At 60.5% G+C, this 24,740-nt stretch carries 22 protein-coding genes; 14 read left to right on the top strand and 8 right to left on the bottom strand.

The window, feature by feature from the left end:
* Window positions 1–21: 21 nt before the first annotated feature.
* From gmd to ACP7EW_RS28355, 10 genes are all read left to right on the top strand, one after another.
* The gene (gene gmd / locus ACP7EW_RS28400) at window positions 22–1,143 is read left to right on the top strand and encodes a GDP-mannose 4,6-dehydratase (protein WP_033897187.1); all 1,122 of its coding nucleotides are present in this window, start codon (window positions 22–24) and stop codon (window positions 1,141–1,143) included.
* A 2-nt stretch (window positions 1,144–1,145) separates the two neighbouring features.
* On the top strand, window positions 1,146–2,123 hold the full coding sequence (gene fcl / locus ACP7EW_RS28395) for a GDP-L-fucose synthase (protein WP_426221427.1): 978 nt from the start codon (window positions 1,146–1,148) through the stop codon (window positions 2,121–2,123).
* Entirely contained in the window at window positions 2,123–3,331 is a 1,209-nt protein-coding gene (locus ACP7EW_RS28390) for a glycosyltransferase WbuB (protein WP_426221425.1), read from the top strand. The genes fcl and ACP7EW_RS28390 overlap by 1 nt, the downstream gene beginning before the upstream one ends.
* A gap of 5 nt (window positions 3,332–3,336) precedes the next feature.
* Window positions 3,337–3,822 carry a GDP-mannose mannosyl hydrolase gene (locus tag ACP7EW_RS28385; protein ID WP_033897203.1) on the top strand — a complete coding sequence of 162 codons (486 nt, stop codon included), beginning with the start codon at window positions 3,337–3,339 and terminating at the stop codon, window positions 3,820–3,822.
* Complete coding sequence (locus ACP7EW_RS28380) at window positions 3,816–5,225, top strand: mannose-1-phosphate guanylyltransferase/mannose-6-phosphate isomerase (protein WP_426221423.1); 1,410 nt, start codon at window positions 3,816–3,818, stop codon at window positions 5,223–5,225. Before ACP7EW_RS28385 ends, ACP7EW_RS28380 begins: the two co-directional genes overlap by 7 nt.
* A 180-nt stretch (window positions 5,226–5,405) precedes the next feature.
* Window positions 5,406–5,645, top strand: coding sequence for a hypothetical protein (locus ACP7EW_RS28375; RefSeq protein ID WP_426221421.1), 240 nt, complete (start codon window positions 5,406–5,408; stop codon window positions 5,643–5,645).
* A gap of 88 nt (window positions 5,646–5,733) precedes the next feature.
* On the top strand, window positions 5,734–6,846 hold the full coding sequence (locus ACP7EW_RS28370) for a polysaccharide biosynthesis/export family protein (RefSeq protein WP_033897192.1): 1,113 nt from the start codon (window positions 5,734–5,736) through the stop codon (window positions 6,844–6,846).
* A 12-nt stretch (window positions 6,847–6,858) separates the two neighbouring features.
* On the top strand, window positions 6,859–7,512 hold the full coding sequence (locus ACP7EW_RS28365; RefSeq protein ID WP_270049165.1) for a YjbF family lipoprotein: 654 nt from the start codon (window positions 6,859–6,861) through the stop codon (window positions 7,510–7,512).
* Window positions 7,509–8,276: a capsule biosynthesis GfcC family protein gene (locus ACP7EW_RS28360; RefSeq protein ID WP_426221418.1), complete on the top strand. Its 768-nt coding sequence runs from the start codon at window positions 7,509–7,511 to the stop codon at window positions 8,274–8,276. Before ACP7EW_RS28365 ends, ACP7EW_RS28360 begins: the two co-directional genes overlap by 4 nt.
* Window positions 8,273–10,348: a YjbH domain-containing protein gene (locus ACP7EW_RS28355; protein ID WP_426221416.1), complete on the top strand. Its 2,076-nt coding sequence runs from the start codon at window positions 8,273–8,275 to the stop codon at window positions 10,346–10,348. The genes ACP7EW_RS28360 and ACP7EW_RS28355 overlap by 4 nt, the downstream gene beginning before the upstream one ends.
* 35 nt (window positions 10,349–10,383) lie before the next feature.
* Here the strand turns inward: ACP7EW_RS28355 and ACP7EW_RS28350 are convergent, their stop codons facing one another.
* The 4 genes from ACP7EW_RS28350 to ACP7EW_RS28335 all read right to left on the bottom strand — a co-directional run bounded on the left by ACP7EW_RS28350 (window position 10,384) and on the right by ACP7EW_RS28335 (window position 14,123).
* The gene (locus ACP7EW_RS28350; protein ID WP_269133818.1) at window positions 10,384–11,775 is read right to left on the bottom strand and encodes an undecaprenyl-phosphate glucose phosphotransferase; all 1,392 of its coding nucleotides are present in this window, start codon (window positions 11,773–11,775) and stop codon (window positions 10,384–10,386) included.
* A 240-nt stretch (window positions 11,776–12,015) separates the two neighbouring features.
* Window positions 12,016–12,675, bottom strand: coding sequence for a winged helix-turn-helix domain-containing protein (locus tag ACP7EW_RS28345; protein WP_033897196.1), 660 nt, complete (start codon window positions 12,673–12,675; stop codon window positions 12,016–12,018).
* Window positions 12,676–12,706: 31 nt separating this feature from the next.
* Complete coding sequence (locus tag ACP7EW_RS28340) at window positions 12,707–13,402, bottom strand: hypothetical protein (protein WP_033897197.1); 696 nt, start codon at window positions 13,400–13,402, stop codon at window positions 12,707–12,709.
* Window positions 13,395–14,123, bottom strand: coding sequence for a winged helix-turn-helix domain-containing protein (locus ACP7EW_RS28335; protein ID WP_426221413.1), 729 nt, complete (start codon window positions 14,121–14,123; stop codon window positions 13,395–13,397). The genes ACP7EW_RS28340 and ACP7EW_RS28335 overlap by 8 nt, the downstream gene beginning before the upstream one ends.
* A 505-nt stretch (window positions 14,124–14,628) precedes the next feature.
* Here ACP7EW_RS28335 and ACP7EW_RS28330 point away from each other — a divergent pair.
* Window positions 14,629–15,981 carry a Fic family protein gene (locus ACP7EW_RS28330; RefSeq protein ID WP_426221411.1) on the top strand — a complete coding sequence of 451 codons (1,353 nt, stop codon included), beginning with the start codon at window positions 14,629–14,631 and terminating at the stop codon, window positions 15,979–15,981.
* 1 nt (window position 15,982) lies between these two features.
* Here the strand turns inward: ACP7EW_RS28330 and ACP7EW_RS28325 are convergent, their stop codons facing one another.
* Window positions 15,983–16,846, bottom strand: a complete 864-nt coding sequence (locus ACP7EW_RS28325; RefSeq protein ID WP_426221409.1) for a LysR family transcriptional regulator — start codon at window positions 16,844–16,846, stop codon at window positions 15,983–15,985.
* Window positions 16,847–16,947: 101 nt separating this feature from the next.
* Between ACP7EW_RS28325 and ACP7EW_RS28320 the strand changes: the two genes are divergently transcribed.
* Entirely contained in the window at window positions 16,948–17,952 is a 1,005-nt protein-coding gene (locus tag ACP7EW_RS28320; RefSeq protein ID WP_426221407.1) for a quinone oxidoreductase family protein, read from the top strand.
* 61 nt (window positions 17,953–18,013) lie between these two features.
* On the opposite strand, the gene ACP7EW_RS28315 is transcribed toward ACP7EW_RS28320, so the two are convergent.
* Together ACP7EW_RS28315 and ACP7EW_RS28310 are read right to left on the bottom strand one after the other, a co-directional pair.
* Window positions 18,014–18,400, bottom strand: coding sequence for a hypothetical protein (locus ACP7EW_RS28315; protein ID WP_061436410.1), 387 nt, complete (start codon window positions 18,398–18,400; stop codon window positions 18,014–18,016).
* A 145-nt stretch (window positions 18,401–18,545) separates the two neighbouring features.
* Entirely contained in the window at window positions 18,546–19,268 is a 723-nt protein-coding gene (locus tag ACP7EW_RS28310; RefSeq protein ID WP_426221404.1) for a pirin family protein, read from the bottom strand.
* Window positions 19,269–19,448: 180 nt separating this feature from the next.
* On the opposite strand from ACP7EW_RS28310, the gene ACP7EW_RS28305 reads away from it, so the two are divergent.
* Window positions 19,449–20,399, top strand: a complete 951-nt coding sequence (locus ACP7EW_RS28305) for a GlxA family transcriptional regulator (protein ID WP_426221402.1) — start codon at window positions 19,449–19,451, stop codon at window positions 20,397–20,399.
* A 148-nt stretch (window positions 20,400–20,547) separates the two neighbouring features.
* Complete coding sequence (locus ACP7EW_RS28300) at window positions 20,548–22,017, top strand: winged helix-turn-helix domain-containing protein (protein WP_426221400.1); 1,470 nt, start codon at window positions 20,548–20,550, stop codon at window positions 22,015–22,017.
* Here the strand turns inward: ACP7EW_RS28300 and ACP7EW_RS28295 are convergent.
* On the bottom strand, window positions 21,964–24,726 hold the full coding sequence (locus tag ACP7EW_RS28295) for an ATP-binding protein (RefSeq protein WP_426221398.1): 2,763 nt from the start codon (window positions 24,724–24,726) through the stop codon (window positions 21,964–21,966). The genes ACP7EW_RS28300 and ACP7EW_RS28295 overlap by 54 nt on opposite strands.
* Window positions 24,727–24,740: the final 14 nt, after the last annotated feature.

Raw genomic sequence — 24,740 nt, 5'->3', positions numbered from 1 at the left:
CCTATCAATCGGGAGACAGACATGAACAAAGTCGCGCTTATCACCGGGATTACCGGTCAGGATGGCTCGTACCTGGCGGAACTGCTGCTGGAAAAAGGCTATACCGTGCATGGTCTCAAGCGGCGCTCATCGTCGTTCAATACCCAGCGCATCGATCACATTTACCAGGACCCGCAAGCCCTGCATAAAAACCTGATCCTGCACTATGGCGACTTGGCCGATTCGTCGAACCTGACGCGCATCATCCAGCAGATCCAGCCCGACGAGATCTACAACCTCGGCGCCCAATCCCACGTGGCAGTGAGCTTCGACTCACCGGAGTACACCGCCGATGTGGACGCCCTGGGCACCTTGCGCATCCTTGAAGCGATCCGTCTGCTGGGCCTGGAAAAGAAGACCCGTTTCTATCAGGCCTCCACCTCTGAGTTGTATGGGTTGGTGCAGGAAACCCCGCAGAAGGAAACCACGCCGTTCTACCCGCGTTCGCCCTATGCGGTGGCCAAGCTCTACGCCTACTGGATCACCGTGAACTTTCGCGAAGCCTATGGCCTTTATGCCTGCAACGGCATCTTGTTCAACCATGAGTCGCCGCGTCGGGGTGAAACCTTCGTGACGCGCAAGATCACCCGCGCGCTGGCCAACATCGCCTTGGGTCTGGAGCCGTGCCTGTACATGGGCAACATGGACGCCCTGCGCGATTGGGGGCACGCCAAAGACTACGTGCGTATGCAGTGGATGATGCTGCAGCAGGACACACCCGAGGACTTCGTGATCGCCACCGGGCTGCAGTATTCGGTGCGCGACTTTATCCGCTGGTCGGCGGCGGAGCTGGGCCTGGGCTTGCGCTTTGTGGGGGAGGGCGTGGATGAGGTGGCGGTGGTCGAACACATCGACGGCGACCTGGCGCCCGGCATTCTCGTGGGCGATGTGATTGTGCGGGTGGACCCGCGTTACTTCCGTCCCGCAGAGGTGGAGACGTTGCTCGGTGATCCGTCCAAAGCCAAGCGTTCTCTCGGTTGGGTGCCTGAGATCACGGCGCAGGCAATGTGTGCCGAGATGGTCCGCGAAGACCTGAAAATCGCCCAGCGCCACGCCCTGTTGCGCCTGCATGGGCACGACGCACCGATTGCGGTGGAGAACTGAGCATGGCACGTGATCTTGATGAACGGATCTTCGTCGCCGGCCATCGCGGCATGGTGGGTTCGGCTATTGTGCGCAGGCTATGGGCCCTAGGGTATACGCAGATCCTTACCGCCGCCCGCGATGAACTGGACCTGCTCGACCCGGCGGCCGTGCAGGCGTACTTCGCCCACCAGCGAGTGGACCAGGTGTACCTGGCGGCCGCCAAGGTCGGCGGGATTCACGCCAATGCGACATACCCGGCCGACTTCATCTACCAGAACCTGATGATCCAGGCCAACGTGATCCACGCTGCCCACAGCCATGGCGTGCAGCAGCTGTTGTTCCTCGGTTCGTCGTGCATCTACCCGGTGCATGCGCCGCAACCGATGATCGAAGCGGTGCTGCTCGATGGCGCTCTGGAGCCGACCAACGAGCCCTATGCCGTGGCCAAAATCGCCGGGATCAAGCTGTGCGAGAGCTACAACCGCCAGCACGGCCGGGATTATCGCAGCGTGATGCCGACCAACCTGTACGGGCCAGGCGATAACTATCACCCGGAAAACAGCCATGTGATCGCGGCCCTCTTGCGACGCTTCCATGAAGCGACCCTGCGCGGTGATGACGAAGTGGTGATCTGGGGCAGCGGACGGCCACGGCGAGAGTTTTTGCATGTGGATGACATGGCGGCAGCCAGCGTGCATGTGATGGAACTCGACGCCGTGCGCTACCGCGAACAGACCCTGCCGATGCGCTCGCACCTGAATGTCGGCACCGGGGTGGACTGCACGATTGCGCAAGTGGCTGAGGCGCTGGCGCGGGTCACCGGCTTCCGGGGGCGCTTGCGTTTCGACACCAGCAAGCCAGACGGCGCACCGCGCAAGCTGCTGGAGGTGAGCCGTATCAACGCCCTCGGTTGGGAAGCCTACGTGCCGCTGGAGGAAGGCTTGCGCGATACCTACAACGCTTATCTCGCAGCGCTTGAGCAGCCTCGGGGCCAGTGATGAAGATCCTTCTGTATGGCATCAATTACAGCCCGGAACTGACCGGCATCGGCAAATACAGCGGTGAGCAGGCGCGCTGGCTGGCCGCCCAGGGGCACGAGGTGCGGGTGGTGACGGCGCCGCCGTATTACCCGCAGTGGCAGGTGGGCGAGGGCTATTCGTCGTGGCGTTTTTGTACCGAGCAGGACGCCGGCGTGACGGTGATTCGCTGCCCGCTGTACGTGCCGCGCCAGCCCACAGCAGTGACGCGCCTGCTGCACCTGGCGAGCTTTTCCGCCAGCTCGTTGTTGGCGGTGCTCGGGCAACTGCGCTGGAAACCGGACCTGGTGATGTTGGTGGTGCCTACGCTGTTCTGTGCGCCCCAAGCGCTGTTGCTGGCCAAGCTCAGTGGTGCGCGGTCGGTGTTGCATATCCAGGATTATGAAGTGGACGCCATGTTTGGCCTGGGCATCGGTGGCAGTTCTCTGTTGCGGCGCTTGGCGCTGGGCGTCGAGCGTTGGCTGTTGCGGCGCTTTGACCGGGTGTCGACGATTTCCAGCGGCATGCTCGACAAGGCGCGCGGCAAGGGCGTGCACGGCCGGCGCCTGGTGTTCTTCCCCAATTGGTCGGAAACCGCACGTTTCCGTCAGGTAACGCGCAACCAGGTTTTGCTTGAACGCCTCGGCGTGCCGCCAGGCGCGAGGGTGGTGTTGTACTCCGGCAACATCGGTGAAAAACAGGGGCTGGAGTTGATCCTCGACGCAGCCCAGGCCCACGCCCATCACCCGGAGCGGTTTTTTTTGATCGTCGGCCAGGGCACCGGCAAGGCGCGCCTGCTTGAGCGGGCGCAGCGCGACGGCCTGCGCAATGTGCTGTTTGCACCTTTGCAAGCCTACGAGGATCTACCGGCGCTGTTGGCCTCGGCCGATGCGCACCTGGTGATCCAGAAGCGCGGCGCGGCGGATTCGGTACTGCCCTCCAAGCTCACCAACATCCTGGCCGTGGGGGGCAATGCCATCATCACCGCCGACCCCGACACCACCCTCGGACGCCTGTGCGAAGAGCATCCAGGCATTGCGGTGTTGGTTGAACCGGAGTCCGTCGCGGCATTGAACGCGGGGATCGAGCGGGTATTGGCATTGCCGTCGCGCAATGAAGTGGCGTTGAACTACGCCAAGGAGTTCCTCGATAAGGAACGCATTCTGCAACGTTTTCTGGCACAGGTCTGATGGGTATGTGGCTTGATTTACCGACCTTCCAAACGGTCGTGGCGTCGACGCCTCTGGTGGCGATCGATCTGGTGGTCAGAAACGGTCGTGGTGAGGTTTTTCTCGGCCTGCGCGTCAACCGGCCGGCCTATGGCTTCTGGTTCGTACCCGGTGGGCGCATCCGGAAAAACGAGAGCCTGGACAGCGCATTCCGGCGCATCACCCAGGATGAGCTGGGGCGTCCATTCGAGCGCGCCACGGCACGGCTGCTGGGGGTGTACGAGCACTTTTACGAGGACAGTGTTTTCGCCAATGCCGGGTTCGGGCCGGACACCCACTATGTGGTGCTCAGCTATTGCCTGGAGCTGGACGACTCAACCCTGCAGCCGCCCGCCGAGCAACACCAGCAGTACCGTTGGTGGCCACAGGATGAGCTGCGCTTCAGTTCGCGGGTGCATGAAAACACCCGCGCCTACTTCACAAACCCTGTCCCAAGGATGCTCTCATGTTGATACCCGTGATCATGGCTGGCGGTTCGGGGTCGCGCCTGTGGCCGCTCTCGCGGCAGTTGAACCCCAAGCAGTTCTTGCGCCTGACCGATGCGCACTTGTCGATGCTGCAGCAAACCATCACCCGGCTGACGGGCGCCAACGTGGCCCTGCCGCAGTTGATCTGCAACGAACAGCACCGCTTCCTGGTCGCCGAGCAATTGCGTCAGCTGGGCATGGAGCAGGCGAGCATTCTGCTGGAGCCGGTGGGGCGCAACACGGCACCCGCCATCGCGTTAGCGGCGTGCCAGGCGCTTGCCGCGTCAGAGGACCCGATCCTGCTGGTGCTGGCGGCGGACCACCTGATCGAAGATATCCCGGCGTTTCATGCCAGCCTGGAAGTGGCGCTACCCCTGGCCAGGGAGGGCAAACTGGTGACCTTTGGCATCACCCCCACCCGCGCGCACACCGGTTATGGCTACATCGAGCAAGGCGCGGCGGTGGGCGAGGGCGGCTACCGGGTCAAGCGCTTCGTCGAGAAGCCGGACGCCGCCACGGCCGCGCAGTATGTGGCCAGCGGAGACTACGCCTGGAACAGCGGCATGTTCATGTTTCGTGCCCGTCGCTACCTGGAGGAACTTGAACGCTTCCAGCCGGCGATTCTCCAAGCCTGCCGTGCCGCGTTGGAGGGTGGAAGCCAGGATCTGCCGTTCACCCGCGTGCATGCCGCGACGTTTGCCGCGTGCCCGGACGACTCCATCGACTACGCCGTGATGGAGAAAACCCGCGACGCCGTGATGGTGCCGTTGCACGCCGGCTGGAGTGATATCGGCTCATGGTCGGCGCTGTGGGAGGCCAGTGAGAAAGATGCCTGTGGCAACGTGCTGCGCGGCGATGGTTTGCTGCTGGAGACGCGCGATACCTACGTGCACGCTGACAGCCGGCTGGTCGCCACCGTCGGGGTGCAGGACCTGATCATTGTCGAGACCAAAGACGCCGTGTTGGTGGCCCACAAAGACCAGGTGCAGCAGGTCAAGGGCATTGTCGACCAGCTCAAGCAGGCTGGGCGCCATGAGCATCTCAATCACCGAGAAGTGTATCGGCCGTGGGGCATGTATGACTCGGTGGATAACGGCCAGCGCTATCAGGTCAAGCGCATCACCGTAAAGCCGGGGGCCAAACTCTCGGTGCAGATGCATCACCATCGTGCCGAGCACTGGATCGTAGTCAGCGGCACGGCTCGCGTCACCAATGGCGAGCAGACCTACCTGGTCTCGGAAAACCAGTCGACCTATATCCCCATCGGCCAGGTGCATGCGCTGGAAAATCCGGGCGTGATTGCCCTGGAATTGATCGAGGTGCAATCGGGGTCTTATTTGGGCGAAGACGACATCGTGCGCTTCGAAGACAAGTACGGCCGCGCTTGAAGTTTCCGACAATTAATAACGTTTTATATAACTTCGGTGGCGAGCAACACATTGAGGGCCGGGCGGTTTATCGGCAAAACGTTATTTTCAACTAAGTCGGTTAGACATTATCTGTCTGGTGCGCTGTTTAGTTGGGTGGCACTATCGGAATGACTACTCACTGACGATAAGGAGTCTGGTATGAAAAAAGCACTGGCTATTATTGGGCTGAGTGTCATGAGTGGTTCTGTACTGGCGGCCGAGGCGCCGTTGGGGCTCGACACCGCTGTGGTGGGGTCGGTGACGGTAGGGGAAACCCTGCTGGTCGGCAGCGCCATCGTTGCTGGTGTTGTCGCGGCTTCCAACAGCGGCGGCAGCTCCAACGGGGGCACCACCACGGGCACGACCGGCACGACCGGCACCACGGGGACCGGTAACTAAGTTGTAAACCTTGCGCTTTTCGACTGCTTGGATTCCCCGCCCAAGTGGTCTTTTTTTTCTTGTCGTTTATCACGAGTGTCCTAGCACCATGATGCGTATCTTTTCTGTGGCGGCCCTGGCCGCCGCATTGTTGCAAGGCTGCATGTTTGCCCCGGGCCAATATATGGACACGGCAGCATTGACCGAGCGCGGTAGTGCTGAAAACAGTCGGGTGGATTTGATTCCAATCACGCCAAAGTTGCTGGCGATGGAGGCGGCAACCCAAGTGCCTTATTCCATCCCGGCCGAACTATTGAGTTATAAGCCGGGGCCCTATTTGATCGGCGCTAATGACGCGTTGTATATCACCGTGTGGGATCACCCCGAACTGACGGCACCCTCAGGCCCGCAACAACAGATCGACGCCAACGGCCGCTTGGTCAGCCCCGACGGCAACCTGTTTTACCCCTACGTCGGTGAATTGGTCGCCAAGGGGCGCTCCATCGAAGCGCTGCGCAGCGAGATCACCGACAAGCTGCGCCAATACATCGACAGCCCCCAGGTGGATGTGAGTGTGTTGCGGTTTGCCAGCCAGCGTGTGGTGATCACCGGCGCGGTGGCCAAGGCCGGGCCGGTGCCGATCACCACCATCCCCCTGAATGTGATGGAGGCCATGGGCGCCGCAGGGATCGACCCGCTCAATGCCGACTTGTCGAACCTCACGCTCACTCGCGGCGGCAAGCGCTACACCCTCGACCTCGACACGCTCAACCTCGCGCAGTCGCGGGTGAACGACATCTACCTCAAGGATGGCGACCAACTGTACCTGGCCTACAACGACCGCAAGCGCATCTATGTGATGGGTGAGGTCATGCAACCGCGCGCGCTGAGCTTCAAGACCCGCAGCATGAACCTTTCCGACGTGCTGGGCTCGGTCGGCGGGGTGAACCAGAACACCTCCAACGCCGACGCCGTCTACGTGATTCGTGGCGCGCAGAACAGTGCTGCCGAGCCGGCCAAGGTGTTCCAACTGGAAGCGGCCTCACCTTCGGCCATGGCGCTGGCCACGCGCTTTGAGGTGCAGCCCCAGGATGTGGTGTTTGTCGGCCCAGCCAATATCACGCGTTGGAACCGCTTCATCAGCCAGTTGATTCCTTCCGCCACGATCGTTGGTATCGGTGCGTCCACTCAGAACAATCTGAGCGAAGCCAGCAACCGATAGGGTGGAACCTGCGTGAACACTCTGAAACTCGCGACGTGCATGGGATTGGCGTGGCTGCTGGCCGGCTGCAATCCGCTGATGACAGCCTCACTCGATACCTTCAAGGCGGCCGTGAGCGGCCCCGCGCCGCTGACGTTGACCCAGGCCCAAGTGGATGCTGTGCCGTACCCGCAGATCAAGGTCACCACGCTGTCCAGCGAAGGGGTGATGGCGCTGATCCGCCAACGTGGCGACCTGCAGTTCTGGGTCGCTTCCGGCAAGCAGGTGCTGCTGCTGCGTGACGGCTTGGTGGTCCGTACGGTCGGCCTCGGCGTCGACCTGGATGGCACGCGCTGGCAGGGGCAATCGCCGTTCGAGCTTGGCCTGCACCGCGTGCCGGAGGGCTATCGCAGTACGCGGCAGATCGACGTCGTGGACGGCTATCGCATGGGCGTCACGCTCACCAGCCGCATGACCCGCAAGGGTTTCGAAACCATCGAAATCCTCGACAAACCCTACACCTTGTTGCGGGTAGACGAAGACGTCGAGGCGCCTGGGTTTCAGGCGCGCAACCGGTATTGGGTGAATCCCGGCGACGGCTTTATCGTGCAGAGCGAACAGCACCTCACACCGCGCCTGACGCTGTTCATTACTCAGTTGCAGCCCACGCGTAAGGATGCCCAATGACCCGTCGATCAGTCACGGCGCTGGTGTTGTTGTGGAGTTGCGCCGGTACGAGTCACGCCGCCATGACGGTGAGTGGCCAGGTGCGCAACCCAGGCCCTGTCGCGCTGCAAACCGAGGCGCGGTTGTTGGACGTGATCACCGCTGCGCAACCGGACGCCCAGGGCTATTGGCTCGGTGCGGCCTGGTTGCGTCAGCCTTTGCTGCAACGTCAGGCGCAGTTCAAGGCCGGTGTGCTGTTTGACTTGCAAACCTTGCAGCACGCCGCATTGGCCGCCGGGCTTGAGGGGCGCGCCCATGCGGCGGCCGAGCTTTATCGGCAAGTGCAGGCCTTGCCGGTGACGGGTCGCCAGGTCGCCATGCTGGACCCGGTGACCGTGGAGGTGGGGTTTGCACCGAACCTGCCAGTCAGCGATGGCGACCGCCTGATGTACCCGCCGAGGCCCGACAGCGTACGGGTACTCGGCGCGGTTGCCGCTGGGTGCACGGTGCCGTTTGTGCCGTTGCGTCAGGCGCGCGACTACCTGGTCGCGTGCCCCTCGTCGAAAGAAGCAGATACCGATTACCTCTGGCTAGTCCAGCCCGACGGGCAGGTCACGCGCCTGGGCATTGCGCCCTGGAACCGCGAAGACGGCGCGCCGCCTGCACCCGGCAGCACCTTACTGGTGCCGATTCGCAGCGATGACCTGGACCCGCCCACCCCCGAATTGAATCAGCAATTGGCCGAGTTTCTCGCCACCCAACCCCTGGCCGAGGTCACGCCTTGAAATTATGTATTGCGGCCGTGCTGCTGGTGCCCTGTGGCGTCGTGCATGGCGATCCCCGTTACACACAAAGTGACTTCGGCGGTGTGGGACTGCTGCAAACCCCCACCGCACGCATGGCGCCCGCCGGCGAACTCAGCGTCAATGCCAACCGCACCGAGCCCTACAGCCGCTACAGTGTTTCGGCGCAGCCGCTGGATTGGCTGGAAGGCACCTTTCGCTACACCGCGATTACCAACCGTCCTTATGGCGCCGAGTCGTTCAGCGGCGGCCAGAGTTACAAGGACAAGGCCGTCGACGCCAAAGTGCGCCTGTATCAGGAAAGCTATTGGCTGCCAGAGGTCGCGCTGGGGTTCATGGACCTGGGCGGCACCGGGTTGTTTTCCAGTGAGTATCTGGTGGCCAACAAGCGCTATGGCGACTTGGATTTCAGCGCCGGTATCGCCTGGGGTTACCTGGGCAGTCGGGGTGACTTCGGCAATCCGCTGGGTGCGCTGGATGATCGCTTCAATGAGCGCCCTACCGCCGAGGGGTCCGGCAGTTTCTCCAATGGCTATTTTCGCGGGCGTCCCGCGCTGTTTGGCGGCATCGCCTACCAGACACCCTGGGCACCGCTGAGCGTCAAGCTTGAAGTGGAAGGCAACGACTATAAGCATGAGCCACGAAGCAACAGCTTTCGCCAGGAGTCGCCGGTCAACGTCGGGGTGGTCTACAAGCTAGCCGACGGCCTCGACGTGAGTGCGGCCTGGGAACGGGGCAACACCGCGATGTTCGGCATCACGCTGCACACCAACTTTGTCAGCCGCAAGGCACCGTTGAAAACCTACGATCCGCCGGCCCCCAAGTTGCCAGCGCAGACGCCAGGCACACCGCCGGATCAGGTGGACTGGGCGGCAGTGTCCCAGCGCCTGCATGACAACGCCGGCTACACCGTGCAGCGTATTGCGCAACGCGGGCCGGAGTTGGTGGTGTATGGCGAGCAGAAGCGCTATTTCTACAGCGCCAAAGCGGTAGGGCGGGCCAGTCGCATTCTGGACAACAGCGTGAATGACCAGATCGATTGGTTCACCCTGGTCAGCGAGCGGTATGCCATGCCGATCGAGGAAACCAGCGTGCCCCGCGCGACGTTTCGCGAGGTGGTCAACAACCGCGAAGACATAAAGGACCTGCACCGCCAGGTCGAGGTCAATCGCGCCAGCGAGCGCTCCCAGACCGTGCTCTACACCCAGCCACCCAAGGCGTTCAGCTATGGGATGGGGCTTGGCTACAAGCAGAACGTCGGCGGGCCGGATGGCTTGCTCTACCAGATTTCCGCCGATCTCGACGCCGAGTACCGCTTCACCCGCAACACCTGGTGGAGCGGCTTGCTGAGCGTCAACCTGTTGAATAACTACGACGGTTTCACCTACGACGCGCCGACTGGCTTGCCACGGGTGCGGACTGACCTGCGCCGCTATATGACCAGCGCCGACGTCACCTTGCCGACCTTCCAGCTCAACCATGCGCAGCGCCTGGACCAGGACCTGTATGGCATGGTCTACGGCGGTTTGCTGGAGTCGATGTATGCCGGTGTCGGCAGTGAAGTGCTGTACCGGCCGATGGGCCAGGGTTGGGCGCTGGGTGCGGACCTGAACTATGTGCGCCAACGCGGTTTCGAGCAGGACTTCAGCCTGCGCGATTACCGCACAGTCACCGGGCACATCACCGGCTACACCGACTTGCCGTTCAACCTGCAAGGGGCATTGAGCGTGGGGCGCTACCTGGCCAGGGATTGGGGCGCAACGTTGGACCTGTCGCGGCAATTCAACAACGGCGTGCGTATCGGCGCGTGGATTACCCGCACCAACGTGTCTAAAGAAGAATTTGGTGAGGGCAGTTTCGACAAAGGCCTCTACCTGTCGATACCCTTTGATGAGCTGATGAGCCTGTCGACCCTGCGCCGCGCCAACCTGGTGTGGGCACCGCTGACCCGCGACGGCGGGGCACGCCTGAACCGCGCGTATTCACTGCATTCGATGACGGATGGGCGGGACAGTGAGTTGTTCTACAAGAACATCGACAAGATCACGGAGTGAGGCGGGAAGGGGGACTTGAGGTCCCCCTTTTGATGTCAGTAGATATCTTTGGACAGCAACGTGAACGGCGTCTTCAGCAGGATCTTGATATCCAGCCACAGCGACCAGGTGTTGATGTAGCGCAGGTCGATGTCCACCCGTTGCTGCATTTTTTCCAGGGTTTCGGTCTCACCCCGGCAGCCGTTGATCTGCGCCAGGCCCGTGATACCGGGCTTGATGCGATGGCGCGCCATGTAGGCGTGAATCTTCCCCGAATAGTAGTCGTTGTGTGCAATGGCATGGGGGCGTGGACCGACCAGGGCCATATGACCCTGCAGCACGTTGAACAACTGCGGCAATTCATCGATGGAAGTCCGGCGGATGAAGCGCCCGACCGGTGTGATGCGTGAGTCGTTGCGGCTGGCCTGGCGTACTTCGTGATCGTCATGCACGCGCATCGAGCGGAACTTCCAAACCTTGATCACTTCACCGTTCCAGCCATGACGGTCCTGTTTGAAAATCACCGGGCCGGGGGAGGTGAGCTTGATCAACAGCGCGAATATCAACAACAACGGGCTTAACACCAGGATCGCCAGCAAGGCCAGACTCTTGTCCAGCAACGATTTGCTCAGGGCGGCGGTGGGGCGGCTGGTCAGCGGGCTTTCATTGAGGAAGATCGCTGGCAGCCCATCCACTTCGGCCACGCAATGATTGAGCAGGAGCATGTTGTTGAGGTCGGGCACCCAGATTACGTCGACACTGATCTCCAGCAAGTTGAGGTACAGCGCCTCGATCTGTGTGGCGTCCTGCAAGGCGTGAGTGATGTAGAGGCGGCGAATGCCGTGCTGGCGGATCAGTTGGGGTAATTGCGGCAGTTCGCCGAGTATCTGTGGGTGTGCACCTTGGGCGGCATCGGCGTGACTGCCGACCAATCCCACCAGGGGGGAGCGCTTCTGGCGAGACAGGGTTTTAGCCAAGTCGACCGCCAGTTTGCCGGTGCCCACGATCAAGGATTTGTGCCGCTGGTGAAGTTGACGATGGTAATACCGGGACAGACTGTGCAGCGGGATATAACACACGGCCAACAAGGGGTAACTTACCGCTGCCCATAACAGTAGAATTTCAAGGGGAAACAATGAACTGGCATTGCAGGCGATGCCCACCAGAGACACAATGCCTACGGTCAGTAGCCAGCCCATGAACAGGCGACCCAGGCCGACCCCATAGTCATCCTTTTTACTGTAGACATCACATAAGCTATAAGCAGGAAGCGATGCCAGTATGGTAAAAGCCGCCAAGACCCGATAGTTGTACTCAAGTTGACCGGTTTTAAACACTGCCAGCATAAACAGTACTGTAACGACCAAGCCCGATGCGAGCATCCACTGGCCCCAGAACGTCAAACCCTTGGGGGTCAGGTTGCGATGCATTCTAGTATTATTCAGCATAGTTCTGCTCCCGTTGGTGACCACGCGCGTGGTGGCAGGGTTTAATCACGCGGTGCAATACCGCACGCAAACGACAGGCACGCGCAGTCGCGTACCCGTGGATAGTAATGAACGGCAGGAAACAGTGGCTGACGACTTATAACAAGTTCAGTTCCATCGTGTTGGCGGGATGTTATAAAAGGGCAGGTATCAGCGTGTAGTAATAGGCAGGGTGAATAAAAAGTGTCAGGTGTCTTGTTTTTATCGGCGTGTCTGGGTCAATTCAAGAGGTTTTTTTATTTTCTGTGTAAGGCAATAACCACGGTTTCTTACTGCGCGGAACAGGCGTTCGCCGTCATTCGCTCGTTTGAACTTTTCCTGCAGTCGGCTCAGGCACATTTCCAGCCCGCGATATAAATCGGGCTCGCGTCCGATATTACGGATCAACTCTTCTTTGCTGACCACGCGCTCTTCATGGTGCAGCATCTTTTTGATCAGCGCGGACTCAATGGTGGTCAGTGAAATACGCAGGCCACCCTTGACCAGGGTTCGGTCATGCTGAGTCAGCAGCCAGAAGTCCTGAGGATACAGTTGAGTTCGATCAGATGCTGTCTCCGGATGAAACGTATGGTTTTTCGGTGCGCTGTCATCATCCTTGGGCGTGGGCATTCTGGATTCTTGTCGCACGGCGTTAAAAGGTTGTGAGGGTAAGGTGAGTGTATGGGTAATGACATAGGTATTCACCAGCCGATTTTCGCTGGGGTGGGCTTGTCGATGAGTGAATACCAGGTTGTTATCGGCAACGGCTGTTGTCGCGGGTGCGTTCAGATCGTAATGGAACAACTCTGCGTTGGGTGTGAAGTCTTGCAGTGCGATGGCCGGAAGTGTTGGTGTAAAGGCGTATTTCTTGAGGGAGCTCATAGTGTCCACCGATATCAGGAAGGTGCAGTTGTTATAAGCAGTCAGCAGGGGAGTAATAACCGCCCTGAAAATATTCGAATGGCAGGTTTTTAGCCAGCAGGGCGCTGTCGGCAAACTCGACAGTGTCGGCAATGAAAGACACCTGGCTGGCATTGATCAGCTCTAGCATGCGGTCGTAGAGCCGATCAAACAGATCGGATCGGGTGTTGAGGCTCAGGCGCAGAGCGGAATCCGGGAACGGCATTTTAATGTAGTCATAGAGCTTGAGGTCGATCAGCAGATCGACCTGTTTTGTATCGAGCCTGTAGTTATTGTAGGCAAGCGTGATACTGCACTGGTCTTTCAGTTTATATAACTGGCGCACCATCGCCCGGCGTTCAACCGGGCCCGGAAGGGCATCCAGCGAGTTGTCAATGGAGAGGGTGAACGTTTGTCGGTGTTTTTCCAGTGACTGGGCAGTCTGGATAATGCTTTTGTGAACGTTCTCGTTCATCAACGCTGCTTGATTGATCCGCAGAAACTGCTGGCCTGCTGCCGGGTGGGAGGTTTTACGGCGTGTGCCGATACGCTGTAGCGCCGCGTTGTAGGCACGTGGATGGTTTTCGTAAACGTCCTTGCAGGTCAGGCTGATTTCATTGCCCCAGAGTAAATGGTTGCGATCAACGATGGCCTGCCTGACAAGGTTGAATTCGCCTCTGGGCGTAGAGGACAGTTTCTCGTTATTCACGATTCGATCTCTCCTTGGCGGGTTGAAAGTAGCTGGCGCAAATAAGGCCGCGGCTTAGTTTGTATCCGTAACCGCGGATATTCTGAATAATATTGTCACCGTAGTGTGCCTTGATCTTGCTGCGCAGTCGGCTGATGGATTTCTCCAGCGCTCGAGAGTCATAATATTTAGTGTTAAGGCCCATGGCGGCGGCGATCTCAGTGTGACTGAGCAGTCGGCGTTGGATCAGCGCTTCCAGTACTTTCATTTCGACGAAGGATATTTCAAGTTTCTTACCGTCACCATAAATGCACATGCGATCCTGATCGAGCACCAGGCCGCACCGGTTCAGTCGTGCGTTTGCACTGAGGAACTCATCAAACAGGCTCAACTTTTTTTCAGGGGAGGTCTCTGCCACTTTGATGCAGTAATCCGCGCCGGCCAAATAGTATTTGGTCTTGCTCAAGGTAGACGCAAAAGTGATAACGACAAATATGGTGCAGCCAGGGTTGTTGGCTCGGGTGTTTTTTATGATGTCCAGGGTTTGGCTGCTGGCCGAGGGTGTATCGATTTCTATAATGATCGCGCGGTAGTCTGCGTGACTTTCCTGCGTGTCAATTAGTTGTTCGTAGTAACGTGTATCGACTTTCAAATCATCCGCTACAGTGCGAACTATCAGCTCCCGAAAGTCCTCCGATTTAGATTGAGTCCGTGCAATAGCGAGGACATTAGAAAACTGCATCACCTACTCCCTTTTCCAGCATGCAAGGCCGTCAGTTCAATCGCTGCTAGCGTTTAGATACTAATCGAATTGAATACGGTAAAACGTGACAAATTTTAACATTCGTCAGTTTCTTTTTCAGAAAGGAAAAGGGTGTAGTGCGGTTATTGCGGGAATGTTTGCACGGGCGTACACATATGCTAGTGCAAATTTTTAATGCGCGATAAGTATTTTAGCCCAAACGGTTTTTTGCCGAAATCGGGAAAACCCTTGCATCACCCATGGGGGAACGGCACGTCGCGGCAGTGGAGATTTTCGAGGTTGCTGAGCGCTTCACCCTGACCTTCAGCCAAAGCGAATGCCTCGGGCGTCCGGCTCTGCGGCCAGCGTGGCACGTCGTCCGGCGACACCGGCCGTGACTGTTTACAGCTGACCCCGATAGGTGCATTCCCTTACGGCTTGGGCCTTGACACTGCGAAGCGCTCGCGTAACGATCAACTCAATTTTCAGAAATTGAGTTTCAACCATGGCGAAAGTTCACAAGCCGACTGATTTCAATGTCCTGTTGAACCAGTACGGCATGCAGGTATTTGAGCTCGCCCGCACTTTCAAGGCGGTCGATGACAAAGGCCGCTACCTGCATTGGGATGAGTTTCGTCGGTATCCCTCGCCAGGCGTACAGAAGGAGGCAGCGTGGGCGGCAATCAAGCTGTCCCGGGCCTGTGGCAGCAAGTCTCTTGAGCTTCGTAGTGCGTGCGGCAGCCCGTTTTTCCTGTGCACCACCGAGTTTTGCGAAGCGGTGATTCACGCTATCGAACAGGTGACCTCCAGGCTGGGGGGCGCCGCGGCGTCTTCTCCCCACTACCGAGACAACGCGAAGTACCTGGTTGACGCGTTGATGATGGAAGAAGCCATTTCCAGTGCGCAGTTGGAAGGGGCGTCGACGACCCGCAAGATCGCCAAGGACATGTTGGCCAAGGAGCGCGCACCTCAGAATGATGATGAGCGGATGATCCTCAACAACTATCAACTGATGAAACATGCGAAGTACAACAAGGACGAAAATCTGTCTGTTGCGTTGATCTGCGAGTTCCAGAGCATCGCGACGGCAGGGGTTGATGAGGAGGATGCCCATCCTGGCCATATCCGTGAGGATGACGACATTTTTGTGGGCGGCCCAACGGATGAAATCATCCATCAGCCACCTCCAGCCTCGCTGCTGCCCGACAGGCTTGAGGCCCTTTGCCTGTTCGCCAATGATCTGCATGATGGTCAGAACGGCAGGCCCTTCATCCATCCTGTGGTCAAGGCCATCATCCTGCATTTCATGATTGGCTATGAGCATCCCTTCCGGGACGGAAACGGGCGGACGGCACGTTGTCTGTTTTATTGGTTCATGCTCAAACACGGCTATTGGCCATTTGAATACATTTCCATCAGCACACTGCTCAAGGAAGCGCCCATGCAATATGGGCGTTCCTATGTGCATACGGAAACCGACGCCTATGACTTGACCTATTTCGTGACCTATCAGTTGCGGGTGATTGAGCGTGCAATCAAAGCGTTCATGCAACATTTCGAGAACAAACGGCAGGAGGCCGTTGAGCTGACGGCCTGGGTGCAGACACTGCAATTGAACGGCGGGCTGAATTACCGGCAGGGGCATTTCTTGAAGAAAGTGCTGCAGCATCCGGGGCGGATTTTCACGCCCAAGGAGCTTACCCATGACTATGATATTTCGGAAAACACGGCCCGCAATGACTTGGAACGATGGGTCGGGATGAAGGTGTTATCCAAGGTGCAAGAGGGCAAGGGCTTTCTGTATATCGCCAGAGAGGATGCACAGGCCAATTTGATAAAAGTCGCGTCCGGGCATTAGCTCAACGCCGCAACTGCCTTTCACCCTCGATGCAGCCCACCAAAAATTCCATCACCACCTTCACCAGCGGTGACCTGCGCATATCCGGATAAACCGTGAGCCAGATATCCCGCAGCGGGCCGTCGGTCGCGGTGGGCAGCTTGACCAGCAACGGGTCGTGATCGCCCACCAAGGTCGGCAACACCACCGCGCCCACCTGGGCGCGCGCGGCCATTTGTTGCGTGATCAGATCGCTGGCGGCAAAGGCGATTTCTCGGTGGCCGCGCAGCTGATGCATCCAGGCCTGCTGGGGCAGGTGGTCGCGGCTGCTGTCGTAGGCGATAAATGTCCACTGCTCGGCGGGTTTTTGCAGGAAGCCTGGCGGGCCATAGAGCCCGAAGCGCACCACGCCGACCTTCCGGCGCACCAGGGCGTCTTCATCGGGACGCACGGTGCGCAGGGCGATATCCGCCTCGCCTTTGTCCAGCGCGGCCAATTGCGTGGAGGGCATCAACACCAGATTCAACTGCGGGTATTTGGCACGCAAGCGGGCTACATGGGGTGCGATGCAGTAATTGGCAATGGACGGCGGGCAACTGACCCGCACGGTGCCGGCCATTTCGATGGACGCCACCCTCGACAGACGCATGACCTGTGTGGCCAGTTCACCCATGCCCGCCGCCAGTTCAGCCAGGGCGATGCCCTGTGCGGTGAGAGGGCGGCTGCGCGGCAGGCGGTCTACCAGTTTGACGCCCAGGGATTTTTCCAGGGCATCCACACGGCGGCCGACCGTGGCATGTTCCACTTGCAACTCACGGGCGGCGGCCGACAGCGACTGAGTCCGCGCCAACACAGTGAAGTAATACAGATCCTGCCAATCGAACATCGGGTTGTTTCCGCACAGAGGTTGGGATGGTTTGGGGAATTTTCCTACTGATAGCGTCGTTTTACCATGGCGACTTCCCAGTGCGAACGGAGTTGTTCCCGATGAAAGCCATTACCTTGCAAACCTACGGCGGCCCGCAAGTCGCGCAATTACATCTGGATGCGCCCAAACCGCAATGCGTGGCGGACCATGTGCTGATCAAAGTGGCGTGCGCCGGGATCAACTTCATGGACATTCATACGCGCCAGGGCAAATACGCCCAGTCGACGACCTACCCGGTGCGTCTGCCCTGCACCTTGGGCATGGAGGGCGCGGGCGTGGTGGTGGAAGTGGGCGACGGCGTCAGCCATTTGGACGTAGGTGACCGGGTGGCTTGGTGCATCGCTTGGGGCGCCTATGCTGAATATGCGCGGGTACCTGCGGCCAAGGTCGCGCAGATTCCCAATGCCATCGCCTTCGATCAGGCGGCTGCGGCGATGTTCCAGGGCTGCACCGCACATTATCTGATTAATGATGTGGCCTGCTTGGGCGCAGGCAGCACCTGCCTGGTGCACGCCGCCTCCGGCAGCATCGGTCAGCTGTTGGTGCAGATGGCCCGGCACTTGGGCGCTACGGTGTTCGCCACCGGCAGCACCGTCGAGAAATGCGCGATTGCCCACGAACGCGGTGCCCATCAAGCCTGGCTGTATGACGACGGCCGCTTTGCCGACCGTGTGTTGCAGGCCACGCGCGGGCAGGGTGTGGATGTGGTCTTCGATTCCCTGGGAAAAAGCACCTTGCGCGACAGTTTTCGCGCTTGCCGTACACGCGGACTGATCGTCAATTACGGCAATGTCTCGGGTTCGCTGACGGACCTGGATCCGATTGAACTGGGCGAAGCGGGCTCATTGTTTCTGACGCGTCCACGGCTGGCGGACCACATGGCTGATGGTGCCACAGTGCAGCGACGGGCAAATGCGGTGTTTTCGGCAATGCTTGAAGGGGCTTTGACGGTGGAAATCGAAGGGCATTACACGCTGGAGACCGTGCAGCAGGTGCATGCGCGTATCGAAGCGCGGCAACAGATTGGCAAGGCCGTGCTGTGGGTCGACCGCGACCTGCATTAAACGAGGGCGAAAAAAAACCGGCTGATCAGGCCGGTTTGGGGTTCCCGCCAGCAGCGCGGGATTAAACGTTGTTGCCTTGCAGACGATCAGCACCGCCTTCAGCCAGGCCGCGTTCTTGCAGACGATCAGCACCGCCTTCAGCCAGACCACGCTCTTGCAGACGATCAGCACCGCCTTCAGCCAGGCCGCGTTCTTGCAGGCGATCAGCACCGCCTTCAGCCAGGCCACGTTCCTGCAGACGATCAGCGCCACCTTCGGCAACACGACGTTCCAGTAGGCGGTCCGAACCGTTTTCGGCAACGCGGTTACTTTGCAGGCGGTCCGAGCCACCTTCTGCAACACGGCTTTCAATCAGTCGATCCGAGCCGCCTTCAGCGACAACAGGGTGAGCAAATGCGTTGGCAGCGAGTACCGAGAAAGCGAGGCTAAGCAAGATTTGGCGTTTCATGTTGGTGTGCTCCGAGTGTTTTAGTTGGGTTGTTGCGGGTATGGGGTTGATGTTACGCGTTGCATTTTTTAAGAGAACTTCATTGGGCTGATGGTGACTATCGACGCCAGCGATGGCTCGTTTCGGCGAGCCATCGCAAGCCCGGTCATGGCATCTGCGGCAGTTCCTGCGGGCGCAGGTCGAACACCAGTACTTCGGCGTCCTCGCCCTGGCTCAAATGAATCTGCCGTTCATCCCGCACGCGGGCGCCGTCGCCTTCCTGCAAGCGCTGGCCGTTGACTTCAACGCTGCCACGGGCCACATGGATGTACACGTGGCGATCCGGCGCCAGGTCCAGGGTCGCGGCTTCGTCGCCATCGAACAGCCCGGCATACACCCGTGCGTCCTGGCGCACGCTGAGGGAACCGTCGTTGCCATCCGGCGAGATGATCAACTGCAAGCGCCCACGTTTCTGCGCCTCGCTGAAGTGCTCCTGCTGATAACGCGGTTCGGCGCCGGCTTCATTCGGCACGATCCAGATCTGCAGGAAGTGCACGCCACGGGTCTGGCTGTGGTTGAACTCGCTGTGGGCCACGCCGCTGCCGGCGCTCATCAGCTGCACATCGCCGGGACGGATCACCGAGCCGGTGCCCAGGGTGTCTTTGTGTTCCAGCGCGCCTTCCAGCACATAGGAGAAGATCTCCATGTCGCGGTGCGGGTGCTGGCCAAAGCCTTTGCCGGCCGCGACGCGGTCATCGTTGATCACCAGTAGGTCGGAAAAACCCTGTTCTTTCGGGTTCCAGTAGTTGGCAAACGAGAAGGTGTGGAACGACTTCAACCAACCGTGATTGGCGGCGCCGCGTTCGGAAGCTTTGCGAAGGGTCAGCATGGTCTTATCCTCAAGTGGGAGCGGGCTGCAACATGCAGGGCTCCGGCGTTGAGAAGAAGGTTAATGGTTATCCTAAGATTCATTAAGAAGCTGAAATCTGAATAACTGTCTCATTCAAGTTGACAGTGGTGAACGTGTAATAATGGCCGCCGCATTCCTTATCGATGGACCTTTCTTTTTATGAAAACCGTGGCCATGGCGCTGTTTCCGGACTTCCTCCTGCTCGACATGGCCGGGCCGCTCGAAGTGTTTTCCATTGCCAATCGCTACCTGCCAGCGGCGGATCACTATCAGATCCTTACCCTCGGCACCGAGCCTGGCCCGTTGCGCGCCTCCAATGGCGTCGCGGTACAGACCGACCTGCTGCTGGACCAGGCCCAGGATGCCTACGACCTGCTGCTGGTGCCCGGCGGTCCCGGTGCCTACAACGAATGCCACCCCGCGTTATTGCCCTGGCTCAGGGCCGCGGCGCCACGGGCACGGCGCTTTGGTTCGATCTGCACCGGCGCCTTCGTACTCGGGCATGCCGGGCTGTTGGACGGTCATCGCGTGACCACCCACTGGCACTACACCGAGCGGCTGATCAAGGCGTTCCCCAAGGCGATTGTCGAAACCGACCGTATCTATTTGCAGGACGGGCGCCTGATCACCTCGGGTGGCGTCACCGCCGGTATTGACCTGGCGCTGTCAGTGGTAGCCCAGGACCACGGCAAGCAGGTTGCCGTCGAAGTGGCCAAGGTGCTGCTGGTGGTGATGAAACGCCAGGGCGGCCAGGCGCAGTTCAGCCCGATGACGGCGGCGGTGGCGCCCCAGGAAACCGCGATTACCCGCGTGCAGCAGCATGTGCTGGAGCACCTCGACCAAGCCTTCACCATCGAGTCCATGGCCGAGTTGGCCAGCATGAGCGCGCGGCATTTTGCGCGGCTATTCGCCAAGGATGTGCAGATGACGCCGATGGCATTCCTGCAAGGCGCGCGCATCGACCGCGCCCGGCAATTGCTGGAAACCACCGACCTGCCGCTCAAGACCGTGGCTTTCCACGCAGGCTTCGGCAGCGTGCGGCACATGCGCTTTCTGTTCAGTGAAAAACTGGGCCTCAACCCGACCCAATACCGACAGCAGTTCAGTTAACGACAGAATGTCCGTCTCGCGCACCCGAATGTCCGTATCGCTCCCCGCGCCAGCATTGTCCCGTCATCGCCAACTGGCAAGATAGCGGCAAGCCCATGGAAAAGGATGCGCGAACGCCCAAGGCCGGGTGTTTCAGCGCTTTACACAGATGAACAACCCGCAGGCGATTGAGGCTGAAGGCACGGTGCGTTTCGGCGCCTATGTCTTTCACCGGCAACAACGTCTGGTCAGCAAGGCAGGCTGGCCGGTGCCTTTGGGTGGGCGGGCGCTGGATATCCTCGCGGTGCTGCTCGAATCGCCTGGGCAGTACATCAGCAAGGCTGTCTTGATAGAGCGCGTGTGGCCGAGCAGCGTGGTGGAAGAAAACAACCTGCGGGTGCACATCGCTGCACTGCGTCGCGCCCTTGACGGGCAGCGCTTCATTCTCAACGATCCGCAGCGTGGCTACTGTTTCGCCGCCCCCGTACACGGCGTTATGTCGGCCACGTTACCCCGGCATAACCTCGCCGTACGCCTTAGTCCGGTGATGGGCTGCGATGAACTGTTGGGTGTGCTGGTGCGGCGCTTGTCCGGCCAACGCCTGATGACGCTCACCGGGTGTGCCGGCGTGGGCAAGAGCAGCCTGGCCCTGGCGTTGGCCGAGCGGGTGCTGCCGCGTTATCGGGACGGCGTGTGGTGGGTCGACCTGGCCACGGTGGAAGCGCCGATGAGCATGTTGCGCCACCTGGCTTTGGCGCTGCACCTTGAACCCCGCGCCAGCGCGGCTGAACTGGGCCGGCAATTGGCGACCCGTCAGTTGCTGCTGGTGCTGGACGGTGCCGACTTGCTGCTCGGCGCCTGCCGTCACCTGGTGCGCGTGCTACGCGAAGCGGCGCCCCAGGTCAGTGTACTGGTCAGCAGCCGTGAAACCCTGCAAGTCCCCGGCGAATGGGTGCAGCGCGTGCCCCGGCTGGCGGTGCCTGCGCCGTCAATGCTGGGCAGTGTCGAGGAGGCGATGGTAAACCCTGCGGTGCAAGTGTTCGTCGCCCGAGTACGTGCGGCTCAGCAAGGCTTTGTGCTGCGGCCTCAGGACCTGGCCCCGCTGCGTGACATCTGCCGGCGCCTGGATGGTATTCCCCTGGCCCTGGAGCTGGCGGCCGCTCAAGTGGATGCCCTGGGTGTGCGGGGATTGCAGCAGCAATTGTGCAAAGGCGTACAGGTACTGAGCCGGGGCCGGCGTACGGCGGTGGAACGTCATCAATCCCTGAGCGCCGCCCTGGACTGGACTTACCAGCGCTTGAGCCTGCCGGAGCGCTGGCTGTTCCTCCAATTGAGCCTGTTCAAGATGGCCGTCACCTTGCCCACCTTGAGCGAATTGGTCACCGGCACCGAGTTGGAACATGCCGACCTGGCCTACCTGCTGGAGCGTCTGGTCAGTACTTCGTTGCTGAGCCTCGAACCGGGCCCTGGCAATGCCCGTTACCGCCTGCTCAACTGCGTGCGCAGCTATGCCCTGACGCAATTGCGCGACCCGATGCAGGTCGCGCGTCTGCAGCAGGGTTATGGGCATTACCTGGGGCCGTTTTCAGGCCGGCCGTTTGTCCTGCAACTCGTCGAGCAGGCGGCGTACGCGGACTAGGTCCTGGGTGGCAAAGCCTTCAGTGAACCGCGCGTAAATCGAACTCAGCAGATCCCGCGCCGGCTGCACGCGGCCTTGCGCCTGCCACAGCCTTGCCAGTGAGGTGGCACAGCGCAACTCCCAGGCAAGCGCGCCTTGCTGGTGTGCCAGGCCCAAGGCTTCCAGCAGCAGCGTTTCGGCCGCACGGCGATCTGTCAGGCTGTCTGCACGCACCCGCAGAATCTCTGGGGTGCACCAACCTGCGAGGCCATTTCTGGCGCGTTCAAATAGCCCGTCACTGACCTCGATGGCGTTGAACGTCACCAGGATGTCCTCGACCAGGCCCAGCCCCTGCACATCGGCCATCGGCAACGTGCCTTCGTAGCAGCGCGCCCAAGTCTGGAACAGCTGCACCGAGTGCTTTTGCGATTGTTGCAACAGTTGGTCCAACTGCTCGCGTGCCACCTTGTTGTCGCCGTTGTAGTAGGCGATGACCACCCCGGCCAGGGCCAAGGTATAGCAGATCGACGTGCCATGGTTGATGTTCAAGGCCAGCGCCAACGCCTGGCTGGCGGTGCGCCACGCGCGCTCCGGGTAACCCCGCAGCCACAGGATGCGCGCCAGGATGGTCAACGAGGCGACGCTCTGGTCGTACTGCACGCCAAAACCGTGGGTAAAACGGTTGAGGTGACCGCTGTGGGCCATGCGCTGGATCACCTGTTCGGCATTGTGCTGCGCCAGCGCCTGGTTGCCGGCGAAGTGTTGCGCTAATACCCGTAGGCGTTGGGCGCTGAGGGCCAACAGGGGCTCGGCGTCGGGACCCAGGCGGTCGAAGTGCAGGCTTTGCGCCAAGGCCTCACGGTAGTTGCCGCAGCACAGGTTCACGGCCATGTGCCCCGACACCGCACGCAGTTGGCCGGCCAGGTCCTTGCCGGCTTCCGCCAGGCGCCGGGCACAACGGAAGGCTTCGATGGTCTGCGGCGTGCCGCCCTGGGTGTGATAGGAAAAACTGCCCAGCGCCAGCTGCAACGCCATGTTCAAGCGCTGGCTCGGTGTCCTTGACTCGCCCAGCCGTGCCAGGGCCTTGCCCACGTACAAACCCTGGTCACGCAGCAACGACAGCTCCTGCCACAACGGCATCGCACTCACCGTGAGGCGCATGCCCAGCACGTGCACACCCTGGTCACTCAGGCTCCAGTCGAGGGCGGCCCGGATGTCTTCGCGCAGGGGCGCGTAGCGGTCGATCCAGGGTTGGGTCGCGGTCAGTTCCCAATCGTCCTGGGCCTGGTGCATCAGCGCCAGGCAGCGTTCGGCGTGGCGCTCGCGGGTGGTGTCGAGTTCATCGGCGACGCTGAGTTTCTCCAGGGCGTAGGTGCGGGTGATGTCCAGCAGGCGATAGACCATCTCGTCATCGCCGGCTTCGACATTGAGCAGGGATTTGGCGACCAATTGAGTGATGGAGCCCAACACTTCGGTCGGTGCAATCTTTTCCCCGGCAATCACCGCTGCCGCGCTGGCCAGGCTGAAACCGCCGCGAAACACCGCCAGGCGCCGCAGGCAGATCTGTTCGCAGGCGGTCAGCAGCTCAAAGCTCCAGTCCAACGTGGCGCGCAAGGTTTGATGGCGGGGCAGGGCGTTGCGCCGGCCACGGGTCAGCAGGCGGAAATTGTCCTCCATCTGCACCAATAGCCCTGGCAAGCCAAAGCGCTCGATCTGCGCCGCCACCAACTCGATCGCCAACGGAATGCCATCCAGGCGCTGGCAGATATCGATTGCCAGCGGCAGCTCGGCTTCGCTCAGTTCAAAGCTGTCCTGATGGGACATGGCCCGCTCGATCAACAATTGCAGGGCGGGGTAGCCCAGTGCCTGCGCGCGGTTGCCGGTGACGGGCGGGCAGGCCAGCGGTTCCAGGCGCTGCACGGACTCGCCCTCGGCGCGCAATGCCTCCCGGCTGGTGGCCAGGATGTGCAGCCTGGGCGCATGGCGTAGCAGGGTCTCGCTGATCAGGGCGATGTCGTCAAGCAGGTGCTCGCAGTTGTCGATCACCAGCAGCAGTTGGCGCTCCTGCACGTTGCGCGCAAAGGTGGTCAAGGGTTCATGCTCGGCGTGGGGGAGATCGAGCAGGGCTGCCAGGTTGGGCAGGATCATCGATGGCGCGCTCAAAGGCGCCAGGTCGAGCAGGCGAATGCCGTCGCGGTAATGGCCGATCAGCAATTCCGCCACACGCAGCGCGACGGTGGTCTTGCCGATGCCACCGGCGCCGGTCAGGGTGATAAAGCGTTGTTCCGGCAGTTGCTGCACCAGGCTGTCGATCAAGGCCTGACGGCCGATCATCCGGGTACGCCGCAACGGCAGGTTATGGCAGGGACGTTGTGGGGCACCTTCGGAAGGTGGCGTCATCGGTTCGATGCTCAGTGGCGCAACAAAACTGTAGCCACGCTGGGCCACGGTCAAGATATAGCGCTGCCCGGCCTGGCCATCGCCCAGGGCCTTGCGCAACGCCGCCATATGCACCCGCAGGTTGCCGTCTTCCACCACGCTTTTGGGCCAGACGCGGGCGATCAATTCTTGCTTGCTCACCACATTGCCGGCCTGCTCCAGCAGGATCAGCAGGATATCCACCGCGCGCCGTCCCAAGCGCAGCGGGCGACCCGCCTCCAGTACCAGGCGTTGGCGCGGGTGGATGCGATAGGGGCCGAAATGCACGGCCTGGTCGCCGGGGTCGCTCATGGGGGGGCCATGCT

It is taken from the genome of Pseudomonas sp. DWRC2-2, from assembly GCF_049897885.1.
Taxonomy (GTDB): domain Bacteria; phylum Pseudomonadota; class Gammaproteobacteria; order Pseudomonadales; family Pseudomonadaceae; genus Aquipseudomonas; species Aquipseudomonas azotoformans_A.
This window is presented reverse-complemented; position numbering and strand designations above follow the sequence as displayed.